We start from the raw sequence: 15,974 nt of genomic DNA, 5'->3' as shown, positions 1-15,974 counted from the left end.
CGATGACGAAGAACGACGGCATGAACTATGCGCCGAAAGGCAAACCGAACCCGGTGGCGGGTCCGGGCGAATTCACGATCGCCGCGGTGGCGCTCGACCATGGGCATATCTATGGCATGGTGAACGGGCTGATCGAAGCGGGCGCTGCGTTGAAGTGGGTGTATGACCGCGATCCGGCAAGAGCGGAAGCGTTCGCGCGAACCTACCCCCAAGTGAAGATCGCGTCTTCCGAGGAGGAGGTTCTGGCCGATCCGCACGTTCATCTGGTGGCCGGGGCGGCCATTACGTCCGAGCGATGCGCGCTGGGCCTTCGCGTGATGGACGCCGGCAAAGATTATTTTACGGACAAAGCCCCCTTCACGACGCTGGAACAATTGGAATCGGCCCGCGCCAAAGTTCGCGAGACCGGCAGGAAATACGCGGTGTACTACAGCGAACGAATTCATGTGGAGGCGGCGGTGTATGCCGGTCAGCTCATCGAGCAAGGGGCGATCGGCCGCGTTATTCAGGTGACCGGATTTGGCCCGCACCGGCTGAACGCGCCGTCCAGACCGGACTGGTTCTTCAAGCGGGAACAATACGGCGGCATTCTGTGCGATATCGGCAGCCACCAGGTCGAGCAGTTCCTGTACTATGCCGGCTGCAAGAAGGCGGAGGTGCTGCATAGCAAAATCGCGAACTATAACAACCCCGACTACCCAGAACTGGAGGACTTCGGCGATGCCACCTTGCTGGGGGACAACGGGGCCACGCAATATTTCCGGGTCGATTGGTTCACGCCGGACGGCTTAGGCACGTGGGGGGATGGACGTACCCTTATACTCGGCACCGAAGGGTACATCGAGCTGCGCAAATATATCGATGTCGCGCGCGAGAAAAGCGGCAATCACGTCTATTTGGTCAATCAAACTGGCGAATACCATTTTAACGTTAGCGGACAGGTCGGCTATCCGTACTTCGGGCAGCTCATTCTGGACTGCCTGAACCGGACCGAGAACGCGATGACGCAGGAGCATGCCTTCATGGCGGCGGAGCTGTGCTTGAGAGCGCAGCGGGAAGCGATTCGAATCGAGCGATAGGGCGCTTGCGTCGAGCGATCTGCAGAACAAGAAGACATCTGCCTCCGATGAGGAGGTAGATGTCTATTTGTCGTTGGCCGGTATACGGGCTAGCTGGCCTCAGACTCCATACTATGCTTGCCTGCTGTTGGCAGCGGGTTGGAGCCAGGTGCCGGTTTGCAGGTCAAGTCCGCTCATCGCTTGTCGAACAGATTGTCCGCGGTGAGCTGGATGTGCGCGCGAAAGATCTCGACGGCCTGGTCGCCGTCGCGGTTAAGAACGGCATCGGCTAACGCCTTATGTTCAGCGCGGCCGTCGCGAGCGGTTTGCTGCGGGGGCGAGTAATGCCGATAAAATTCGCTCAAATCCCACAGGCGCCGGCAGATATCAAGAAGCACCGGATTCGGACAAGCGGCGATAAGCTGGTAATGGAATTGCCGGTGAATGTCGGACCACTCTGCGCTAACGGCAAGCTTGTGATTCACTTCTTGATACTCGGCCGTCTGCGCTAATTGGTGGTGAATGGCGATGACTTGGGACTCCCAGGCGAGATCGCCATGCGCGATGGACAAGCGTAATGCGGCGGATTCATTGATCAATCGCGCCTCAATGATGCTGTTCAGTTCTGCTTCCGATGCCGTCTTCACCGAGAACCCGTGGTTCGGGTTTTGCAAGACGAGGCCATGAGTCGCTAACCGGGTCAGCGCTTCTCGCACGACGGCGACCGAGACCTCGAATCCTTTGGCTAATTCCGCAACAATGAGCGGACGGCCTGGTTCATATAGTCCGGCCAATATATCGGACTGCAGTTTCTTCGTGACATTCTCGCTTAACGTGGACGAACCGTTTCTTTTGGCCATGAAGCCGACAACACCATCCTTTTATGCGCATCGGGATTATACACGTTTTAAATAATGTACACGGTCGTCCATAAAAAAACAACATAAAAATTCGATAATAATAAATATAAACGATTTGTATTTACAGAATCGATTCTTGTTTATATAATCGAGTTGCAATCAACAAAAGGAGGTAATTACCAATGAGCAACAATCCATTTGCTAGAATGCCGGAAGCCGCAGTCTTTCAAGTGACGAGTCATGACATAGCGGAGGGCCTTCCTCTGCCGCCGCAGCACTATTCGGGGATGTCTGGCGTGGAGGGCGGCCAAGATCTTTCGCCTCACTTGAGATGGACCGGTGCGCCCGAAGGGACGCAGAGCTTCGCCGTAACCGCGTATGACCCGGATGCTCCGACCGGATCGGGCCTCTGGCACTGGGCGGTTATCAACATCCCTGCCAGCGTCACCGAACTGCCGACCGGCGCAGGCGACGAGCAGGGCAGCGGCTTGCCGCAAGGGGCGCAGCAGCTGCCGAACGATCTGCGGCTCGAACGGTTCATCGGCGCGGCGCCTCCGGCGGGACACGGTCCTCATCGGTATTATTTTGTCGTGCATGCGCTCGATGTCCCAACGATCGGCGTCGACGCGAAGGCTACGCCGGCTCTCTTAGGGTTCACCATGCAAAGTCACACGCTGGGGAGGGCCGTTCTCGTGGCAACAGGGGAAAGGAAGTAATTCATGCCCGGCAGGCAATAAGAAGTGACAAGAACGGAGCATGCGCCGCTTCGGAATCGAATGGAGGGAACGGTACATGATGGAGATCGCGGAACGGTTGGATCAGATCACCCGCGTTATGGAGACGAGAGGATATCGGTTAACCAAGCAGCGCGCCGTGACAGTGGAGATTTTATTGAGAGAAAAAGGGGCATTGACCGCCGAGGAAGTATTCGACCTGGTCAGACGCCAGTATCCTCCGATCGGAATGGCGACGGTGTATCGAACGCTGGAGCTGCTCGGCGAGCTGGGAATCGTGTACAAAATCGTTGCCTCCGACAGGTCGGTCCGGTTCGCCTGCCAACATGACCGGAGCGGACATGCGAAGCCTTGTTTGATCTGCAGCGAGTGCGGCCAGAGTTCGGAATTGAACGGGCATGCGCTGGGGGAGCTGGAATCTCTTGTACAACGCGTGTTCGGCTGCAATTTGGTGGATGACGCGATTTATTTTACGGGCAAGGCATGCTTGAGAACGGATTGCCATAACCGATCCGTCTCCTAATGCGTCCTCTACTCGAACTGCAAAAGGCGTCACAGGGACTTGCACGCCTGTGACGCCTTTTGTTCGCTTTAGAAGGCAGTGCTTCTCTGACAGCTCCCCTTATCAAAATGATGCTAGCACCTTTGCTGGATAGCTGGGCGCCAGATGGTGGTCCGGCTTATCGACGGGGAGCCGTAGGCGCTATAACGGTTGAACGCTGCTCCCGTCGGCGGCGTCCGGCCCGGTAGGCTGCCGTGACGACGAGGACGCCGGCGATGAGCGTGACGACGCTCGCCACTTGCAGCGCGGATACGGCTCCGGTAGTGAACGAGTCGATGATGGCTGCTTGCTGAGCGGGTGCGGAAGCAAGTGCCTCGGCGACCGTCCTCGGGACCGGGTCTTCCTGCAGCAGGCTTGCGGGCAAATGCCGGGTAAAGCGCTCGGTCAGCACGGTGCCGACGACCGCGACGCCGATGGCGCTGCCGAGTTCCCGGGTTGCCGATTGGAGTCCGCCGGCGACGCCGGCCTGCTCGGCGGGCAGCGCCGCCGTCAGTTCGGCCGTCAAGCAAGGGAGCGCGAGCGCGAAGCCGATCCCGATGAGGACGAGCCAGGCCGCGTAGGCGAGATACGGCTGATGCGCGGCAGAGCATAGGCCGAGCAATCCGATGCCGATGGCAAGAAAGGCGGCGGACAGCGTGGCGGGGATGCCGAAGCGCTTCGCCAGATCGGGAACGAATCGCGCGACAAGCAGCATGGGCACCGTCATCGGAACAATCGCGAACCCGGCTTGCAAGACGGAATACCCGCGGCCGTATTGCAGAAGCGATGCGTTGAGATAGAACAGGCCGAAGCTGCCGAAGAACATGACAAGCATGCCGAGGCTGACGGTACTGAGCATCGGTATTCGGAACAGGCGGGGGTCAAGCAGCGGGTGACGAACCCGCAGTTCGACCAGGACCCAAACTGCCCCGAGCACGACGCTGGTTGCGAAGGCGGCGATGACGGCGAAGCTGGTCCAACCGCGCTCAGGTCCTTCGATGATGCCGATTAAGAGCGCCACGGTTGCCGCGACGAGAAGGACTGTGCCAGCCGGGTCGAGACCGCGAGCGCTGCGGCTGCTGCGCCGCACGGCCAGTGCCACCCAGAGCGCGCAGAGAAGCGCGATGGGCGCAATGGCCCCGAACAACGCTCGCCACGAGCCGGAAGTCAGCAGCGCCGCGCCGGCGATGTTGCCGACGAGCCCTCCCATGCCGGTCATCGCGCCCCAGATGGCGAGAGCCCGGCCGCGTCGTTCGGGTGCGGTCGCGTGAACGAGCGTGCCTACGCAGTTCGGCAGCACCAGCGCTGCCCCGACGCCGGTAATCGCGCGTCCGAGAAGCAGGATCGTCACGTTCGGCGAGGCGGCCGAGATAGCTGCCCCAACCGCGAATGCAATGAGCCCGGCGATCAGTACGCCTTTGCGTCCGAACCGGTCGCCGGCCGCGCCGCCCGGGATGACGAGGCAGGCGAACACGACGACATATGCGTCCACGATCCACAGCAGCTCCGAAGAACTCGGGTGCAGCCGGCTTGCCGCGAGCTGCGGAACCGCCAGATTGATGGCGGCGACAAGACCCACGACCAAGATCGTGCATGCGCATACGCATGCCAGCACGAGCCCGGACTGCCTGGATGGGTTCGCGGCCAAAGCCGCGGCATCGCTTGACAGCGGTTGCGGGTCGCTCATCGTTCGCCACCTTTCTTGTATGCGCCGGCCATGATGTCATCCATTAAGGTGGGCCCGGCAGGCGCCCAAGCGAGCAGCTCGCGAGTGCGTTCGCTGGAACCGGTCATGGATAGGCTGAAGAAGCGGCCGACGAATCCGAAGTGCGCATTGGCTTCTTCCGGCGCGATCGAGACGACCGGGATATGGAGGGCGCGCCCGATCACCTCGGCGATCGCCCGGGTGGAGATGGCCTCCTCACCAATCGCATGCAAGCGCGATCCGGCAGGCGCGGACTCGAGCCCCAGCCGGATGAGCCGGGCCGCGTCGGAACGGTGCACGGCGGACCAAGCGTGGGTGCCGTCTCCAATGTACCCGGACACGCCTTGCTTGCGCGCGGCGGACATGAGGAAATTGACGAAGCCCCAGTCTCCGACCCCGTGGACCGTCGGCGCGAACCGGGCAATAACGGTCCGCACGCCGCGGCCGACGTAGTCGAGCGCGAGATTCTCGGCGCCCCCGCGGTGAGAGTCCGGGCCCACGTCGGGCGACGGGTCTGTCTCCAGCGCTGGCTGTCCCTGAACAAGGCCGGATAAGCCATTGGCCACGACGAGAGGCCGACCGGTACCGGCCAACGCCTCGGCGAGCGTCGCGACTGCGGTCCGCTCGGCGCGATTCGACTCCGCCGGATTCGCCCAGTCGTGCTTGTTCGCCAAGTGGACGACTCCTTCGGCTTCGGCCGCTCCTCGGCGGAGGGAGTCGAGGTCGTCGAGATCCCCGCGCAGAGCCGACGCGCCCTTCGCCTCGAGCGCCGATGCCGAGACGTCCGACCGGGCCAGACCGACGACCTCGTGACCGGCGCTCAGCAGCTCATCTACGGCGGCCGATCCGATCCAACCTGTTGCTCCAGTTACAAATACTTTCATATGGTTGACCTCCTTGCAGCCCTTCTGCGGACTGCAGCTCCTATTTTGCGGTTGCTCGCATCGTCGGGATTTCCATCGTCGGAATTCGCGCCGATGTACTTCTTATACAATAACGAGACACCGTGTAACTTAATATACAAGAATCGATACACTGTGTCCAGTAATTGTTTTTGCCCGTGCCGCCGAGGGTGTAGATCGCGTGCGCCGCCCAGGTCGAATCATAGACAAGGAGCCTTGCAGCCATGTATAGTTGAGACATGAATATGGACATGGACAAAGAACAGAATCATGGCGGTCGACCACGGAGCGAGCAAGCGAGGGCGGCTATTCTTAATGCGGTCGACGACCTCTTAGTCGAGGTCGGCTATGCGGCCGTGACGATGAAGGGCATCGCCGAGCGGGCGGGCGTGTCGAGGCAGACCGTGTATCGTTGGTGGTCGCACAAGGCGGAGATCTTGCTCGAAGCCAGCGCGGCCGATGCGGAGGAAGAGCTTGCGATTCGTCCTACCGGGGATGTGTTGGAGGACCTGACGGCCTACCTGGAAGCGCTCGTTCGCTTCCTCGCGCGCTCGTCGGCAGGGACCGCCTATCGGGCGCTCCTCGGAGAAGCGCAGCATGACGCCGCCGTGGCGGAGATGCTCTCTGCGAAGGATCCGCTCGGCGACAGCGCACGGATCGTGATCGAGCGCGCGCTCGGGAAGGATACGCTGCCAATTGCACTCGATCAAGCCACCGCGCTGCTCATCGGACCGAGCTTCTTCTGGATTCTGAGCGGACGCGATCCTGCTCAATTGAATCCGCGGGAACTGGCCAAGCATTTCATTCAAGACCTTCGGTCGAGATAATCGCGGTGAGCAAGGACGCGCCCTATGCGACGGCCTCTAACAATTTCATGACTGAGCGCAACCTAAGAAAGACGCCTAACGAGGCGTCTTTCGCTTTTTCGATGTGAGACTCACGAATGGAGACGATCGTCACGGTTCTGGCTGCGACCAAGCACGCCTATTAGCATTCAGATCCAGTTCAGTATCCAGCTCCTTCATCGTCTGAAAGAGGAGCTGTTATCCGGTGACGCTGTCGAAGGAATGACTCTGCTGGGGCATAGAAGGGATCGCGCATGGCATCGAACATGCCAATAGCTTGCAGCGCCGCTAGATCGGCGAAGATGGGGGAAGGACAGTCCCGGCTTAGCGGGGCTGTCCTTTTTCAATAACAACGTGAAGTTTTATTCCCATATGAGCTCAGCCGCACGGTCGGGGTCATGAGCGCTCGCAAGCTTTCAGTTGGTGGGCGCCCCCGTCTGAATATCGGCTTGAAACGTATTGGTTGCCCTAGGGACTTGAGCTGCTTTCTTCGCGCAGGCCGACGTGGTAGGATGTAGGAAAATTGATCCAAGGGGGATGTCCCATGCTCTCGCAGCCGCTCGACCTTCGCCGTCTCCATCGGATATTTCCCTGCTTCGGCGCGTTGCCGGATGCGGACTGGCGGGAGGCGGAAGTTGTCCGCCTGAATCCGGACAGCCCGGTATATATCCGGGAAGGGCATGTATTCCGGCATGCCGTCTTCATCTTGAGCGGGTGGGTGCGCGTGTATAAAATCAGTCCGTCCGGCCGCGAAATTACGCTGTACCGCTTAACGGGCGGACAATGCTGCGTCCTCATGCTGGCCAGCATTCTCGGCGAGCTGGAATACGAAGCCTCCATCTCGATCGAGTCCGATACGGAGGCGCTGCTTCTGCCGGTCGAGATGTTCCGGAGCTGGATGAACGCATACCAGCCGGTTCGCCGGTTCGTCTACGGGCAATTCGTCGGGCGGATGGCGAACGTGACGCGCCTGCTCGAGCAGATCGCGTTCGAGCCGGTGCCGCGCCGGCTCGCCGAGCTTCTGCTGGCGACGACGGCGGATCGTGCCTGTGTGCCGGTTACGCACGAGAACCTCGCCATCGAGCTGGGCACCGCCCGGGAGGTCATTAGCCGGTTGCTGAAGGATTTCGCTTCGCAAGGCGCCGTCGCTCTGGGACGGGGGCGCATCACGGTGCTTGACCGGGAGAGGCTGGCCGCCATTTCGGACGGTCAAGCGTGACTTTGTCACGGAAGCATGGCAGTGCGCTCTCCTATACTGGCTTAGGTACCGATAATCCAAGCCGACAGGAGTAGATGACATGTCCTCTTATTACGACCGCTCGAATTTGAACCGCATTCCCGACATGGTGAAGCTGGCGCAGCCTGCCGCGGCCGCTTACCTTGCTTTCGAACAGGAGGCATATGCCGATTCCGAAGTGCTGCCCGTCCGGACGAAAGAGCTGATCGCCGTGACCGTCGCGCATGTCACCGGCTGCCCGTACTGCATCGACGTGCATGTCAAGAAGTTCTGGGCGCTCGGCGGCACGCGGGAAGAAATCGTGCAGGCGCTCTTGGTAGCCGCCTCCACGCGGGCAGGCGCGGTGCTCAGCCACGGCACGCATGCGCTGCTGGCCTACGAGGAGAGCGAGCCAGGCGAGGCAGCGGCCGGAAGACAACAGGCTTCGACCGCGGCTTCCGATGGGCCTGAATGCTTCTGTTAGAGACGCCGAATACCCCCGGAATCGTCATTGGGCATCCATCCGATGACATTCGTGGGGGTCTTTCTTTTGCGGAGCACGGTAGAAGAGGAGACATTCTCAAATTGGCGCCGGAGAAATAAAAAAAGATGACCCCAGTGAATAGGAATGCGGGTCATCTTCGGATATCAAAAGTAACGAAAAAACTAATTGAACGCAAAATAACGCTGTGATATAATCAGTAGCGCCATTGACAAATTAGAGTGAATCAGCCTATGCAGTTTTTCCCCTAATTTAATTGTACAGCTGGAGCTTTAATCTGTCAATGCTCTTTTTTTACCCCAGAGAACGGAAAAAAGGAGTGTGTTCACGTAAATATGGATGCGAAGGATTGGCAGCAGGAACGGGAACGGCTAGAAGAAGTCAGAAACAAGCTGCAATCGAGAATCGCCGAGCTGGAGCCGGAGGTTGCCGGCCTGCATGATCAAGCGGCGGACATCCGCAGGCGATTCTGGGAAGAAGTCACGATTAACACGGCCACCGACGAAGATTTCGAAGAGACCTTCCATACGATTAATCAGCAGTCGGCGGTATTGGCCGAGCGGGAGCGTGGCCACAAGCTGTTGACGCAGCAATGGAAGAGCATGAATCGGCTGCTTCCGTCCCCCTATTTCGGACGCATCGATTATCGGGAGGAAGGCACGGACTTCCGCGAGCAGATCTATATCGGCGTATCTTCCTTCCTCGACGATGACGGCTTGAGCTTCCTGATCTACGACTGGCGCACGCCGATCGCGAGCCTGTACTACGATTATTCCCCGGGCCCTGCATCGTACGACACGCCGGGCGGCCGCATCGATGGAACGATGGAGCTCAAGCGGCAGTTCCAGATTCAGCACGGGCACATCCGCAACATGTTCGACGCAAGCGAGACGATCGGGGACGAATTGCTGCAGCAGGTGCTCGGCAAGGGAGCGGACTCGCAAATGAAGAGCATCGTGGCCACGATCCAGAAGGAACAAAACGCCATTATCCGCGATGACGCAAGCCGGATGCTAATCGTGCAAGGGGCGGCCGGCAGCGGCAAGACGTCCGCGGCGCTGCAGCGGGTGGCGTACCTATTGTACAAACACCGCCAGACGATCAAGGCCGATCAGATCGTGCTGTTCTCGCCGAATCCGATGTTCGCCAGCTACGTCTCCACCGTCCTGCCGGAGCTTGGCGAGGAGAACATGCAGCAGACGACGTTCCAAGAATATCTCGACTACTGGCTGGGCGAATCATTACGGCCGGAAGACCCTTTCGATCAGATGGAGTATGTGCTGACCGCGCAAGGCACGCCGGGGTACGAAGCTCGTCTTCAGGGGATCGCGTACAAAGCATCCGATGCTTACCTGCAAGCGCTGCAGCATTATGGCGCGTGGTTGGGGCAAGATGGGATGCGATTCAAGGGCATTCGGCTTCAGAACCGCGAGTTGATTACGGCGGAACGCATGCATGCGGAATTTTACGGCTACGACCGTTCCCTGCCGCTTCACAATCGCGTCGTGCTCTTGCAGGAATGGCTGCTGAAAAGATTGGCGTCGTTGGAACGTAAGGAACTGGGAGCGGCTTGGGTCGAGGAAGAGCTGAATTATCTCGACGCCGATCAGTACGCGGAAGTGTTCGGCGTGCTGCACAAAGACAGAGAGCTGTTCGACCTTGCGGAACACTATACCTCCGTTCGCGAACGATTGAACAACAAGCGCCGGGAAGAAGAGGGCGACTTCGACTTCGCGATGAAGGAAGAGGCGATGCTGCGCCGCAGCATCGTGAAAGAACGGTTCAGGCCGCTAAGGAAAAGCGTGAAGCGCTTCTTGTTCGTCGATCTCCAGGCGGTCTATGGCCAATTGTTCGAGAGTGAGGCTGCTTATCGGGCGCGAACGAACGGGGCCGACGTCCCTACGCTGTGGTCGGAAATATGCAGGCAGACGAACGAGAAGATGCTCGGCAGCGAGTTGTTCTATGAGGATGCGACGCCGTACTTGTATGTGAAGGAGCTGATCGAAGGCGTCCGCACGAACACCGAGATTCGGCATGTATTCGTGGATGAGGGGCAGGATTACTCGTCGTTTCAGTATGAATATCTCAAGAAGCTGTTCCCCCGTGCCCGCATGACGGTGCTCGGCGATTTCGGGCAGGCGATCTATATGCAGTCGACCCATTTGGCCGCATCCGATTCGACGCTGGTCCGCCTGTACGGCGAGGCCGATACCTGCCTGATCCGCCTTGTGCGCAGCTATCGGTCGACTAGGGAGATTGTCGAGTTTACGCGAGCGATGCTTCCGGGCGGGGAAGAGATCATGCCTTTCGATCGGAGAGGCCCGAAGCCCCTTCTGACGAGACTGGATGGCAGGGAGAAGCGCAATGCGCGGATTATCGCGGATATCGCGGCGCTCAAAGCCGAGGGCTTCGAGTCTATCGCCGTCATTACGAAGAGCGCGGCCGAGTGCCGGGATGCCCATGCAGCGTTAAGGCTTCATGGCGGTGAGGACTTGCAGCTCATCACGCAGGAGACGGTGGAATTCGAGCGAGGGGCTATGGTCATTCCCGTGTATCTCGCCAAGGGCGTCGAGTTCGATGCCGTCTTGGTCTATGAAGCATCGGATGAAGCTTACGGCCCAGAGAACGAACGCAAGCTTCTATACACGGCGTGCACGCGGGCGATGCACCGGCTTCAGCTGTACGCGACGGGCGAATGGTCGCCGTTCGTGCAGGCGCTGCCCGCGGATTTGTTCGAGATAGCGCCATATTGATCGATCGATTATCACCTACATTCAAGCTCTCGATGAGCAGAAAGCTGGAATCTATGTCAGTTCCTAAGCCAAGCGCAACGCCGGCAGCCGCCGGGGACGATTTCTCGCTGAAAGCGATTCTGCCGCCGCTTCTGGCGATTATTGTCGGCATGATCATGGTTATTCTGGACAGCACCGTCGTCAATAACGCCATTCCGAAGCTCGTGGCGTATTTCGATACGGACCTGAAGACGATCCAATGGACGGTCACCGGCTACACGCTGGCGTTATCCGCCGTCATCCCGCTCGCGGGCTGGATGACCGATCGATTCGGCGCCAAGCAAGTGTTTTTGATCACGATCGCCTTGTTCACGATCGGCTCCGTGCTGTGCGGCATCGCCCAGACCCCGGAGCAGCTGATCGTGTTCCGGGTCATTCAAGGCCTGGGCGGCGGCATGATGGCGCCGATCGGAATGGCCATGGTGTTCAAGCTCGCGCCGCCGGAGCGCCGCGGCTCCATCATGGGCATGCTCGGCATCCCGATGCTGATGGCGCCGGCGTTCGGTCCCGTACTGTCCGGCTGGCTGGTCGATTCCGTCAGCTGGCACTGGATTTTCTTCATCAATCTGCCGATCGGCATTATCGCGATGATGCTGGGGGTTAAATATTTGCCGAAATCCGAACGTCATGCAGCGCCGCATCTCGACGTCATCGGCATGTGCCTCGCGCCGATCGCCTTCTCCATGCTGGCGTACGGCGTTAGCGAAGGCGGCTCCAGCTGGTCCCAGACGTCGACGATCACGGGCTTGTCTATCGGGGGCATCGCGCTCATCCTCTTCATCTTCGTGGAACTGGGGCAGAAGCAGCCGCTGCTGGAGCTTAAAGTGTTCAAGTCATCCGACTTCACGCGCGGCATCCTCTTGGCGTGGATCGTGCAGCTCGCGCTGTTCGGCGCCATGTTGATCGTGCCGCTGTACTTGCAGAGCGTCATGCACTACTCGGCGCTTGAGACGGGCTGGATTCTGATGCCGCAGGCGTTATGCTCGGGAATCGGCATGCCGATCAGCGGCCGGCTGTTCGATAAGATCGGCGCGCGTCCGCTCGCCTTCTCCGGTCTTGCCGTTATCTCGATCTCCTTGTTCATCCTATCCGGCATTTCGGTGGATACCTCGCTCTGGGTAATCATCCCGTGCATCTGTCTCATGGGGCTCGGCATGGGCTTCGCTATGATGCCGCTTAATACGCATGTGCTGAATTCCGCGCCGCGCCGTCTGGTGAGCCGGGTCACGCCGCTGACGACCGCCGCTCAGCAAGTCGTCGTCTCGTTCGCGGCCGCGGGCTTGACGGGGTATCTGACGTCGCAAATCGCCTCCCACGCCGCAAGCGCGGGAGCGGACGCGAACCCGCTAAGCGCCGTCGTCGCGGGATACGGCGACACGTTCTTCCTGTCCGCGTGCATCGTGACCGTTGGCGTCGCGCTGTCGCTCATCCTGCGCAAACCGAAGAAGCAGGAAGACGGCGGCACGGCCGGCGGGGACGCGCCGGACCCGGCGATGATGGCGGGTCACTAGGGAGATGCCGGACATGAGAATTGTTGTAACTGGCGGAGCGATTATAAGAGATGGCCAAGGTAGAATCCTATTGCAGCAGAGATCCGATTACGGCGATTGGGGATTGCCGGGCGGAGGCATGGATCCAGGCGAGACGATTCAAGAGACGATGATCCGGGAAGTGATCGAGGAGACCGGACTAACGGTCGAGCGCTGCGAGTTGTACGCCGTCTATACCGGACCGAGAATGCAATACACCTATCCGGATGGCAACCAGGTTGTCTTCGTGATGTTTCTCTTCCACGCTTGGACCAATCACGAAGAGCATGTTGCGGACGACGGCGTTACGATCAACTTCCAGGATGATCGAGGCGAATCGTTGAAGTTACGATTCTGGGATCTCACCGATATCGCGCTGGAGCGAATCAACCAAGTACAGCGGCCGGTTTTTGAAGATTTGCTTCAGGGGAAGACCGAACTGCTTCGTTCTTAAAATGCCGATTCGATGAACGGACGGAATAATTTGTGCTAGCTGCCGGAGAGTGCCGGCAGCTTTTTTATGTTGAGCGATCGCTTACCGGTGCATGGCGATTTCCGATGCACTGTCTGCTATATGCAAATTGCACTGTCCGATCTTCCTTAGCTCGTAGACTCGTTGATTCATTCGTACTTTGACTCTATCTAGAGATGAGAATATAGTCTCCGTACTAACTTGCTTATGGTAGTATATAGAAAAAGTTAGATAGAACCAATGGAATGCTGAATTTTGATTTGAGGGGGACGCATGTGGAAACACAAGAAGTATTCATGAAGGGATACTTGAATCGAGGGATTAAAATAACTTTTCTAGATAATCTATCTGTAACAGGAATGTATGTTAACTATTATTATTTTAACAATGTGATTGTGATTATGCCGACCGAAGCGCGTGACGATACGCGACTACTGATTCCACTTAGCGCGATTAAAACAATAGAGCCTTGGACGGATGAGGATGTTTAGACGATTAGCAAAGCCCCTATTTATAATATAGGAGTCTGAATGAACATGGATAAATAAATAGCACGACTTCATAATCAGCACATTGATTATGAATTATTGAGCATCCGGTACCTACTCATTCTACACAGGAAGGCGCCGATTATATGGGGGTACGGGAGTTCCGCAAACGACATTGAAGATCCGGCTGAAGGATGTCGAGCAACTAAATCGTATCGCGGGATACATCAGATAGCGGTATCGCGAATAAAATTTCTAGAGATATAGGCGTCCCACTATAGCGGAGAGGTCAAACGGATGAGTTATACGCTGACTGTTCAACTAAAGGGGCTGAGCGACAGCGTTATCCCCGACTGGATTTCGGAAATAAACAAATTTAACATGCAGGTGGACGTGTATCCGGAATTCTCATTTCATGGTCACGCTGGTTTTGTGCCTTTCAAAATCGTCTTGCACGATTGCCCGAATAAAGCGCTGAATCATAGGGAGCTTATGAGCGGCTTCGAATTGTATGTGCACCCGATGGATACGAAAAGCAAGAATAGACCATTCCTTAGCAAGTTATTCGGCAGACCACGGCAGTTAAGCCCGATAGAGGCGAAGCTCTCCGAAGCTGATACGGAGCTGATCTTCCATATTCGCGCTGAAGATAGTTTTGAGTTTAGAATGGGCTGGTATGCAGCGGCTTCGATCGCTTTGTTGTGCAATGGCGTCCTGACGGATGTGCAAGAAGAGGTTCAATTGGAGGGGCAGCAACTCCTTCACTATGCCCTCCAAGTTGTTATGGATGATGAACGAACAATGACTGAAGAGGAATGGAGAACGCATCCATTCGAAGGATGGTTGGGGTAGCATTTCGCACGGGAAGCTGCGCGATACGATTTTGAATAAACACTTATGGCAGCTGTCGTCATGATGGCTGCTTTTTGGCTTGGAGAAACTAGAGCCAGTTTAGTTATAGTTGATCTTTCTATTGCGAAATCCAATACGTGATGTTAAATTCTGGATACATTAACATGTTAGGGGTTGAGGTGCTGCGTGTATATGAAGAAAGCGACCTTCATGAGGTCGTGCGAGCTGTGTCCTGTCGTTCTGGTAAATTGCTAACTTTGGAGGAGATCATATAACGCATAACGAGGTTGTAACAATCGCGGAGGCACATGTACTTCCGTTACTGTCGGAGTTGTACGGGTTGGAAGGCTGCGATATCAAGCTTGTTCCGGCACATGCCGGAGGGCGGAATGTCGTGTATACCTGCGAGAGGGAGGGCGCCGATGCCCGGATACTCCGAATCGCTTTCTTAAAGGACAGAAGCCGGGAACAACTACGGGGAGAAGTGGAATATATCCGGTATTTGTTCGAACATGGCGGCAGCGTCTCGGATGTCGTCTGCTCCAGGAAGGGCAATCTGCTGGAAACGATCACTCATCAGGATCACGACTTTGTTGTCTGCCTGTTCGAGAAGGCCCGAGGGAAGAGGCTTGCGGAGCAGCACTATCGGTATCGGGAGGGCGTTCCCATCACCGAATATTATTATAACTGCGGTAAAGTCTTAGGGAAGCTGCACCAACTGTCGAAAGGATACGCGCCTGTGCATCGCCGGTATCATTTTCAGGACAAATACAATGCCGCTTATATCGATCAGCTGCTCCCCGACTCTCTTGCGCTGCTTAAGTGGAAGCTGGCAGAGCTGCTTAATAAGTTGGACGGATTGGACAGAAGCCGTGAATCTTACGGCATGATCCATTGCGATTTCAACGACGGCAATTATTCGATCGACTATGATACCGGAAGCATAACGGTATATGATTTCGACAATTCCTGCTTCGGTTGGTATATGTACGACTTGGCCGATCTCTGGAAGAGCGGAGTGGGCTGGGTCGCAGCGGAGCCAGACGCGGGCAAGCGCCAACAGTTTATGACCGATTATTTCAATACGGTTCTCGAAGGGTACAGTTCGGAGACCTGGATCGAACCGTCGATGTTGGAACAGTTACCTCTATTTATCCAAGCCACTATCATGGAACATCTGGTGGATGAGTTCGAGCAGATGCGGAACCATGGCGAAGAACCGGCGTGTGACGAGGAGCTGTCATATTCAATCAGATGCCTGGAAGACGATATCCCGTACTGGGGATTTTTCCATGACATGTACGCGAGTGAAGCGCCGTTTGAGCTGGAGGCGCGTAAGATGTAGGCTGTTGCGCGGAAGTGTTTGGGTTAAGTAAGTGAGAGGAATGAAGGAAGGGAGCCGCTATCGCAGCCGCTCCCTTTTTGGCATGAATCCGTGGTCGGGTGAATTTGCTCTTCAAAAAGCAAGCGGCCCTGCC

15 protein-coding genes are annotated in these 15,974 nt (G+C 57.3%); 12 read left to right on the top strand and 3 right to left on the bottom strand.

All coding sequences use genetic code 11. The annotated features are described in order from the left end of the window. Window positions 1–2: 2 nt before the first annotated feature. Window positions 3–1,079, top strand: a complete 1,077-nt coding sequence (locus ACFFSY_RS01705; protein WP_377488940.1) for a Gfo/Idh/MocA family protein — start codon at window positions 3–5, stop codon at window positions 1,077–1,079. 173 nt (window positions 1,080–1,252) lie between these two features. Here the strand turns inward: ACFFSY_RS01705 and ACFFSY_RS01700 are convergent, their stop codons facing one another. Beyond that, window positions 1,253–1,918, bottom strand: a complete 666-nt coding sequence (locus tag ACFFSY_RS01700; RefSeq protein ID WP_377488937.1) for a GntR family transcriptional regulator — start codon at window positions 1,916–1,918, stop codon at window positions 1,253–1,255. Window positions 1,919–2,100: 182 nt separating this feature from the next. Here ACFFSY_RS01700 and ACFFSY_RS01695 point away from each other — a divergent pair, with 182 nt between their 5' ends. Further along, on the top strand, window positions 2,101–2,634 hold the full coding sequence (locus tag ACFFSY_RS01695) for a YbhB/YbcL family Raf kinase inhibitor-like protein (RefSeq protein ID WP_377488934.1): 534 nt from the start codon (window positions 2,101–2,103) through the stop codon (window positions 2,632–2,634). 76 nt (window positions 2,635–2,710) lie between these two features. Then, entirely contained in the window at window positions 2,711–3,175 is a 465-nt protein-coding gene (locus ACFFSY_RS01690; RefSeq protein ID WP_377488931.1) for a Fur family transcriptional regulator, read from the top strand. Between the two features lie 157 nt (window positions 3,176–3,332). Here the strand turns inward: ACFFSY_RS01690 and ACFFSY_RS01685 are convergent, their stop codons facing one another. After that, entirely contained in the window at window positions 3,333–4,880 is a 1,548-nt protein-coding gene (locus tag ACFFSY_RS01685) for an MFS transporter (RefSeq protein ID WP_377488928.1), read from the bottom strand. After that, window positions 4,877–5,782, bottom strand: a complete 906-nt coding sequence (locus ACFFSY_RS01680) for an SDR family oxidoreductase (protein ID WP_377488925.1) — start codon at window positions 5,780–5,782, stop codon at window positions 4,877–4,879. The genes ACFFSY_RS01685 and ACFFSY_RS01680 overlap by 4 nt, the downstream gene beginning before the upstream one ends. 263 nt (window positions 5,783–6,045) lie before the next feature. Between ACFFSY_RS01680 and ACFFSY_RS01675 the strand changes: the two genes are divergently transcribed. The 9 genes from ACFFSY_RS01675 (at window position 6,046) to ACFFSY_RS01635 (ending at window position 15,841) form a co-directional block, all read left to right on the top strand. Beyond that, window positions 6,046–6,627: a TetR/AcrR family transcriptional regulator gene (locus ACFFSY_RS01675; protein WP_377488922.1), complete on the top strand. Its 582-nt coding sequence runs from the start codon at window positions 6,046–6,048 to the stop codon at window positions 6,625–6,627. Between the two features lie 562 nt (window positions 6,628–7,189). Beyond that, window positions 7,190–7,864 (top strand): Crp/Fnr family transcriptional regulator, encoded by a 675-nt coding sequence (locus tag ACFFSY_RS01670; protein ID WP_377488919.1) that lies wholly within the window; start codon window positions 7,190–7,192, stop codon window positions 7,862–7,864. Between the two features lie 79 nt (window positions 7,865–7,943). After that, complete coding sequence (locus ACFFSY_RS01665) at window positions 7,944–8,345, top strand: carboxymuconolactone decarboxylase family protein (protein ID WP_377488916.1); 402 nt, start codon at window positions 7,944–7,946, stop codon at window positions 8,343–8,345. 353 nt (window positions 8,346–8,698) lie between these two features. Further along, a complete protein-coding gene (helD, locus tag ACFFSY_RS01660) occupies window positions 8,699–11,116 on the top strand; it encodes an RNA polymerase recycling motor HelD (protein ID WP_377488913.1) in 2,418 nt (805 codons plus the stop codon). Window positions 11,117–11,169: 53 nt separating this feature from the next. Further along, entirely contained in the window at window positions 11,170–12,666 is a 1,497-nt protein-coding gene (locus ACFFSY_RS01655; RefSeq protein WP_377488910.1) for an MDR family MFS transporter, read from the top strand. Between the two features lie 13 nt (window positions 12,667–12,679). Then, a complete protein-coding gene (locus ACFFSY_RS01650) occupies window positions 12,680–13,138 on the top strand; it encodes an NUDIX domain-containing protein (protein ID WP_377488907.1) in 459 nt (152 codons plus the stop codon). Window positions 13,139–13,431: 293 nt separating this feature from the next. Next, window positions 13,432–13,647: a hypothetical protein gene (locus ACFFSY_RS01645; RefSeq protein ID WP_377488905.1), complete on the top strand. Its 216-nt coding sequence runs from the start codon at window positions 13,432–13,434 to the stop codon at window positions 13,645–13,647. Between the two features lie 294 nt (window positions 13,648–13,941). Then, complete coding sequence (locus ACFFSY_RS01640; RefSeq protein ID WP_377488902.1) at window positions 13,942–14,496, top strand: hypothetical protein; 555 nt, start codon at window positions 13,942–13,944, stop codon at window positions 14,494–14,496. 331 nt (window positions 14,497–14,827) lie between these two features. After that, window positions 14,828–15,841, top strand: a complete 1,014-nt coding sequence (locus ACFFSY_RS01635) for a phosphotransferase enzyme family protein (protein ID WP_377488899.1) — start codon at window positions 14,828–14,830, stop codon at window positions 15,839–15,841. The last annotated feature ends 133 nt before the right edge of the window (window positions 15,842–15,974 follow it).

The sequence above is a fragment of the Paenibacillus aurantiacus genome (genome assembly GCF_042431225.1).
Lineage (GTDB): Bacteria > Bacillota > Bacilli > Paenibacillales > Paenibacillaceae > Paenibacillus_Z > Paenibacillus_Z aurantiacus.
This window is presented reverse-complemented; position numbering and strand designations above follow the sequence as displayed.

Coding starts and splice junctions, on each gene's coding strand:
- ACFFSY_RS01705 (WP_377488940.1), top strand. CDS start 3: ATGACGAAGAACGACGGCATGAACTATGCGCCGAAAGGCAAACCGAAC.
- ACFFSY_RS01700 (WP_377488937.1), bottom strand. CDS start 1,918: ATGGCCAAAAGAAACGGTTCGTCCACGTTAAGCGAGAATGTCACGAAG.
- ACFFSY_RS01695 (WP_377488934.1), top strand. CDS start 2,101: ATGAGCAACAATCCATTTGCTAGAATGCCGGAAGCCGCAGTCTTTCAA.
- ACFFSY_RS01690 (WP_377488931.1), top strand. CDS start 2,711: ATGATGGAGATCGCGGAACGGTTGGATCAGATCACCCGCGTTATGGAG.
- ACFFSY_RS01685 (WP_377488928.1), bottom strand. CDS start 4,880: ATGAGCGACCCGCAACCGCTGTCAAGCGATGCCGCGGCTTTGGCCGCG.
- ACFFSY_RS01680 (WP_377488925.1), bottom strand. CDS start 5,782: ATGAAAGTATTTGTAACTGGAGCAACAGGTTGGATCGGATCGGCCGCC.
- ACFFSY_RS01675 (WP_377488922.1), top strand. CDS start 6,046: ATGGACATGGACAAAGAACAGAATCATGGCGGTCGACCACGGAGCGAG.
- ACFFSY_RS01670 (WP_377488919.1), top strand. CDS start 7,190: ATGCTCTCGCAGCCGCTCGACCTTCGCCGTCTCCATCGGATATTTCCC.
- ACFFSY_RS01665 (WP_377488916.1), top strand. CDS start 7,944: ATGTCCTCTTATTACGACCGCTCGAATTTGAACCGCATTCCCGACATG.
- helD (WP_377488913.1), top strand. CDS start 8,699: ATGGATGCGAAGGATTGGCAGCAGGAACGGGAACGGCTAGAAGAAGTC.
- ACFFSY_RS01655 (WP_377488910.1), top strand. CDS start 11,170: ATGTCAGTTCCTAAGCCAAGCGCAACGCCGGCAGCCGCCGGGGACGAT.
- ACFFSY_RS01650 (WP_377488907.1), top strand. CDS start 12,680: ATGAGAATTGTTGTAACTGGCGGAGCGATTATAAGAGATGGCCAAGGT.
- ACFFSY_RS01640 (WP_377488902.1), top strand. CDS start 13,942: ATGAGTTATACGCTGACTGTTCAACTAAAGGGGCTGAGCGACAGCGTT.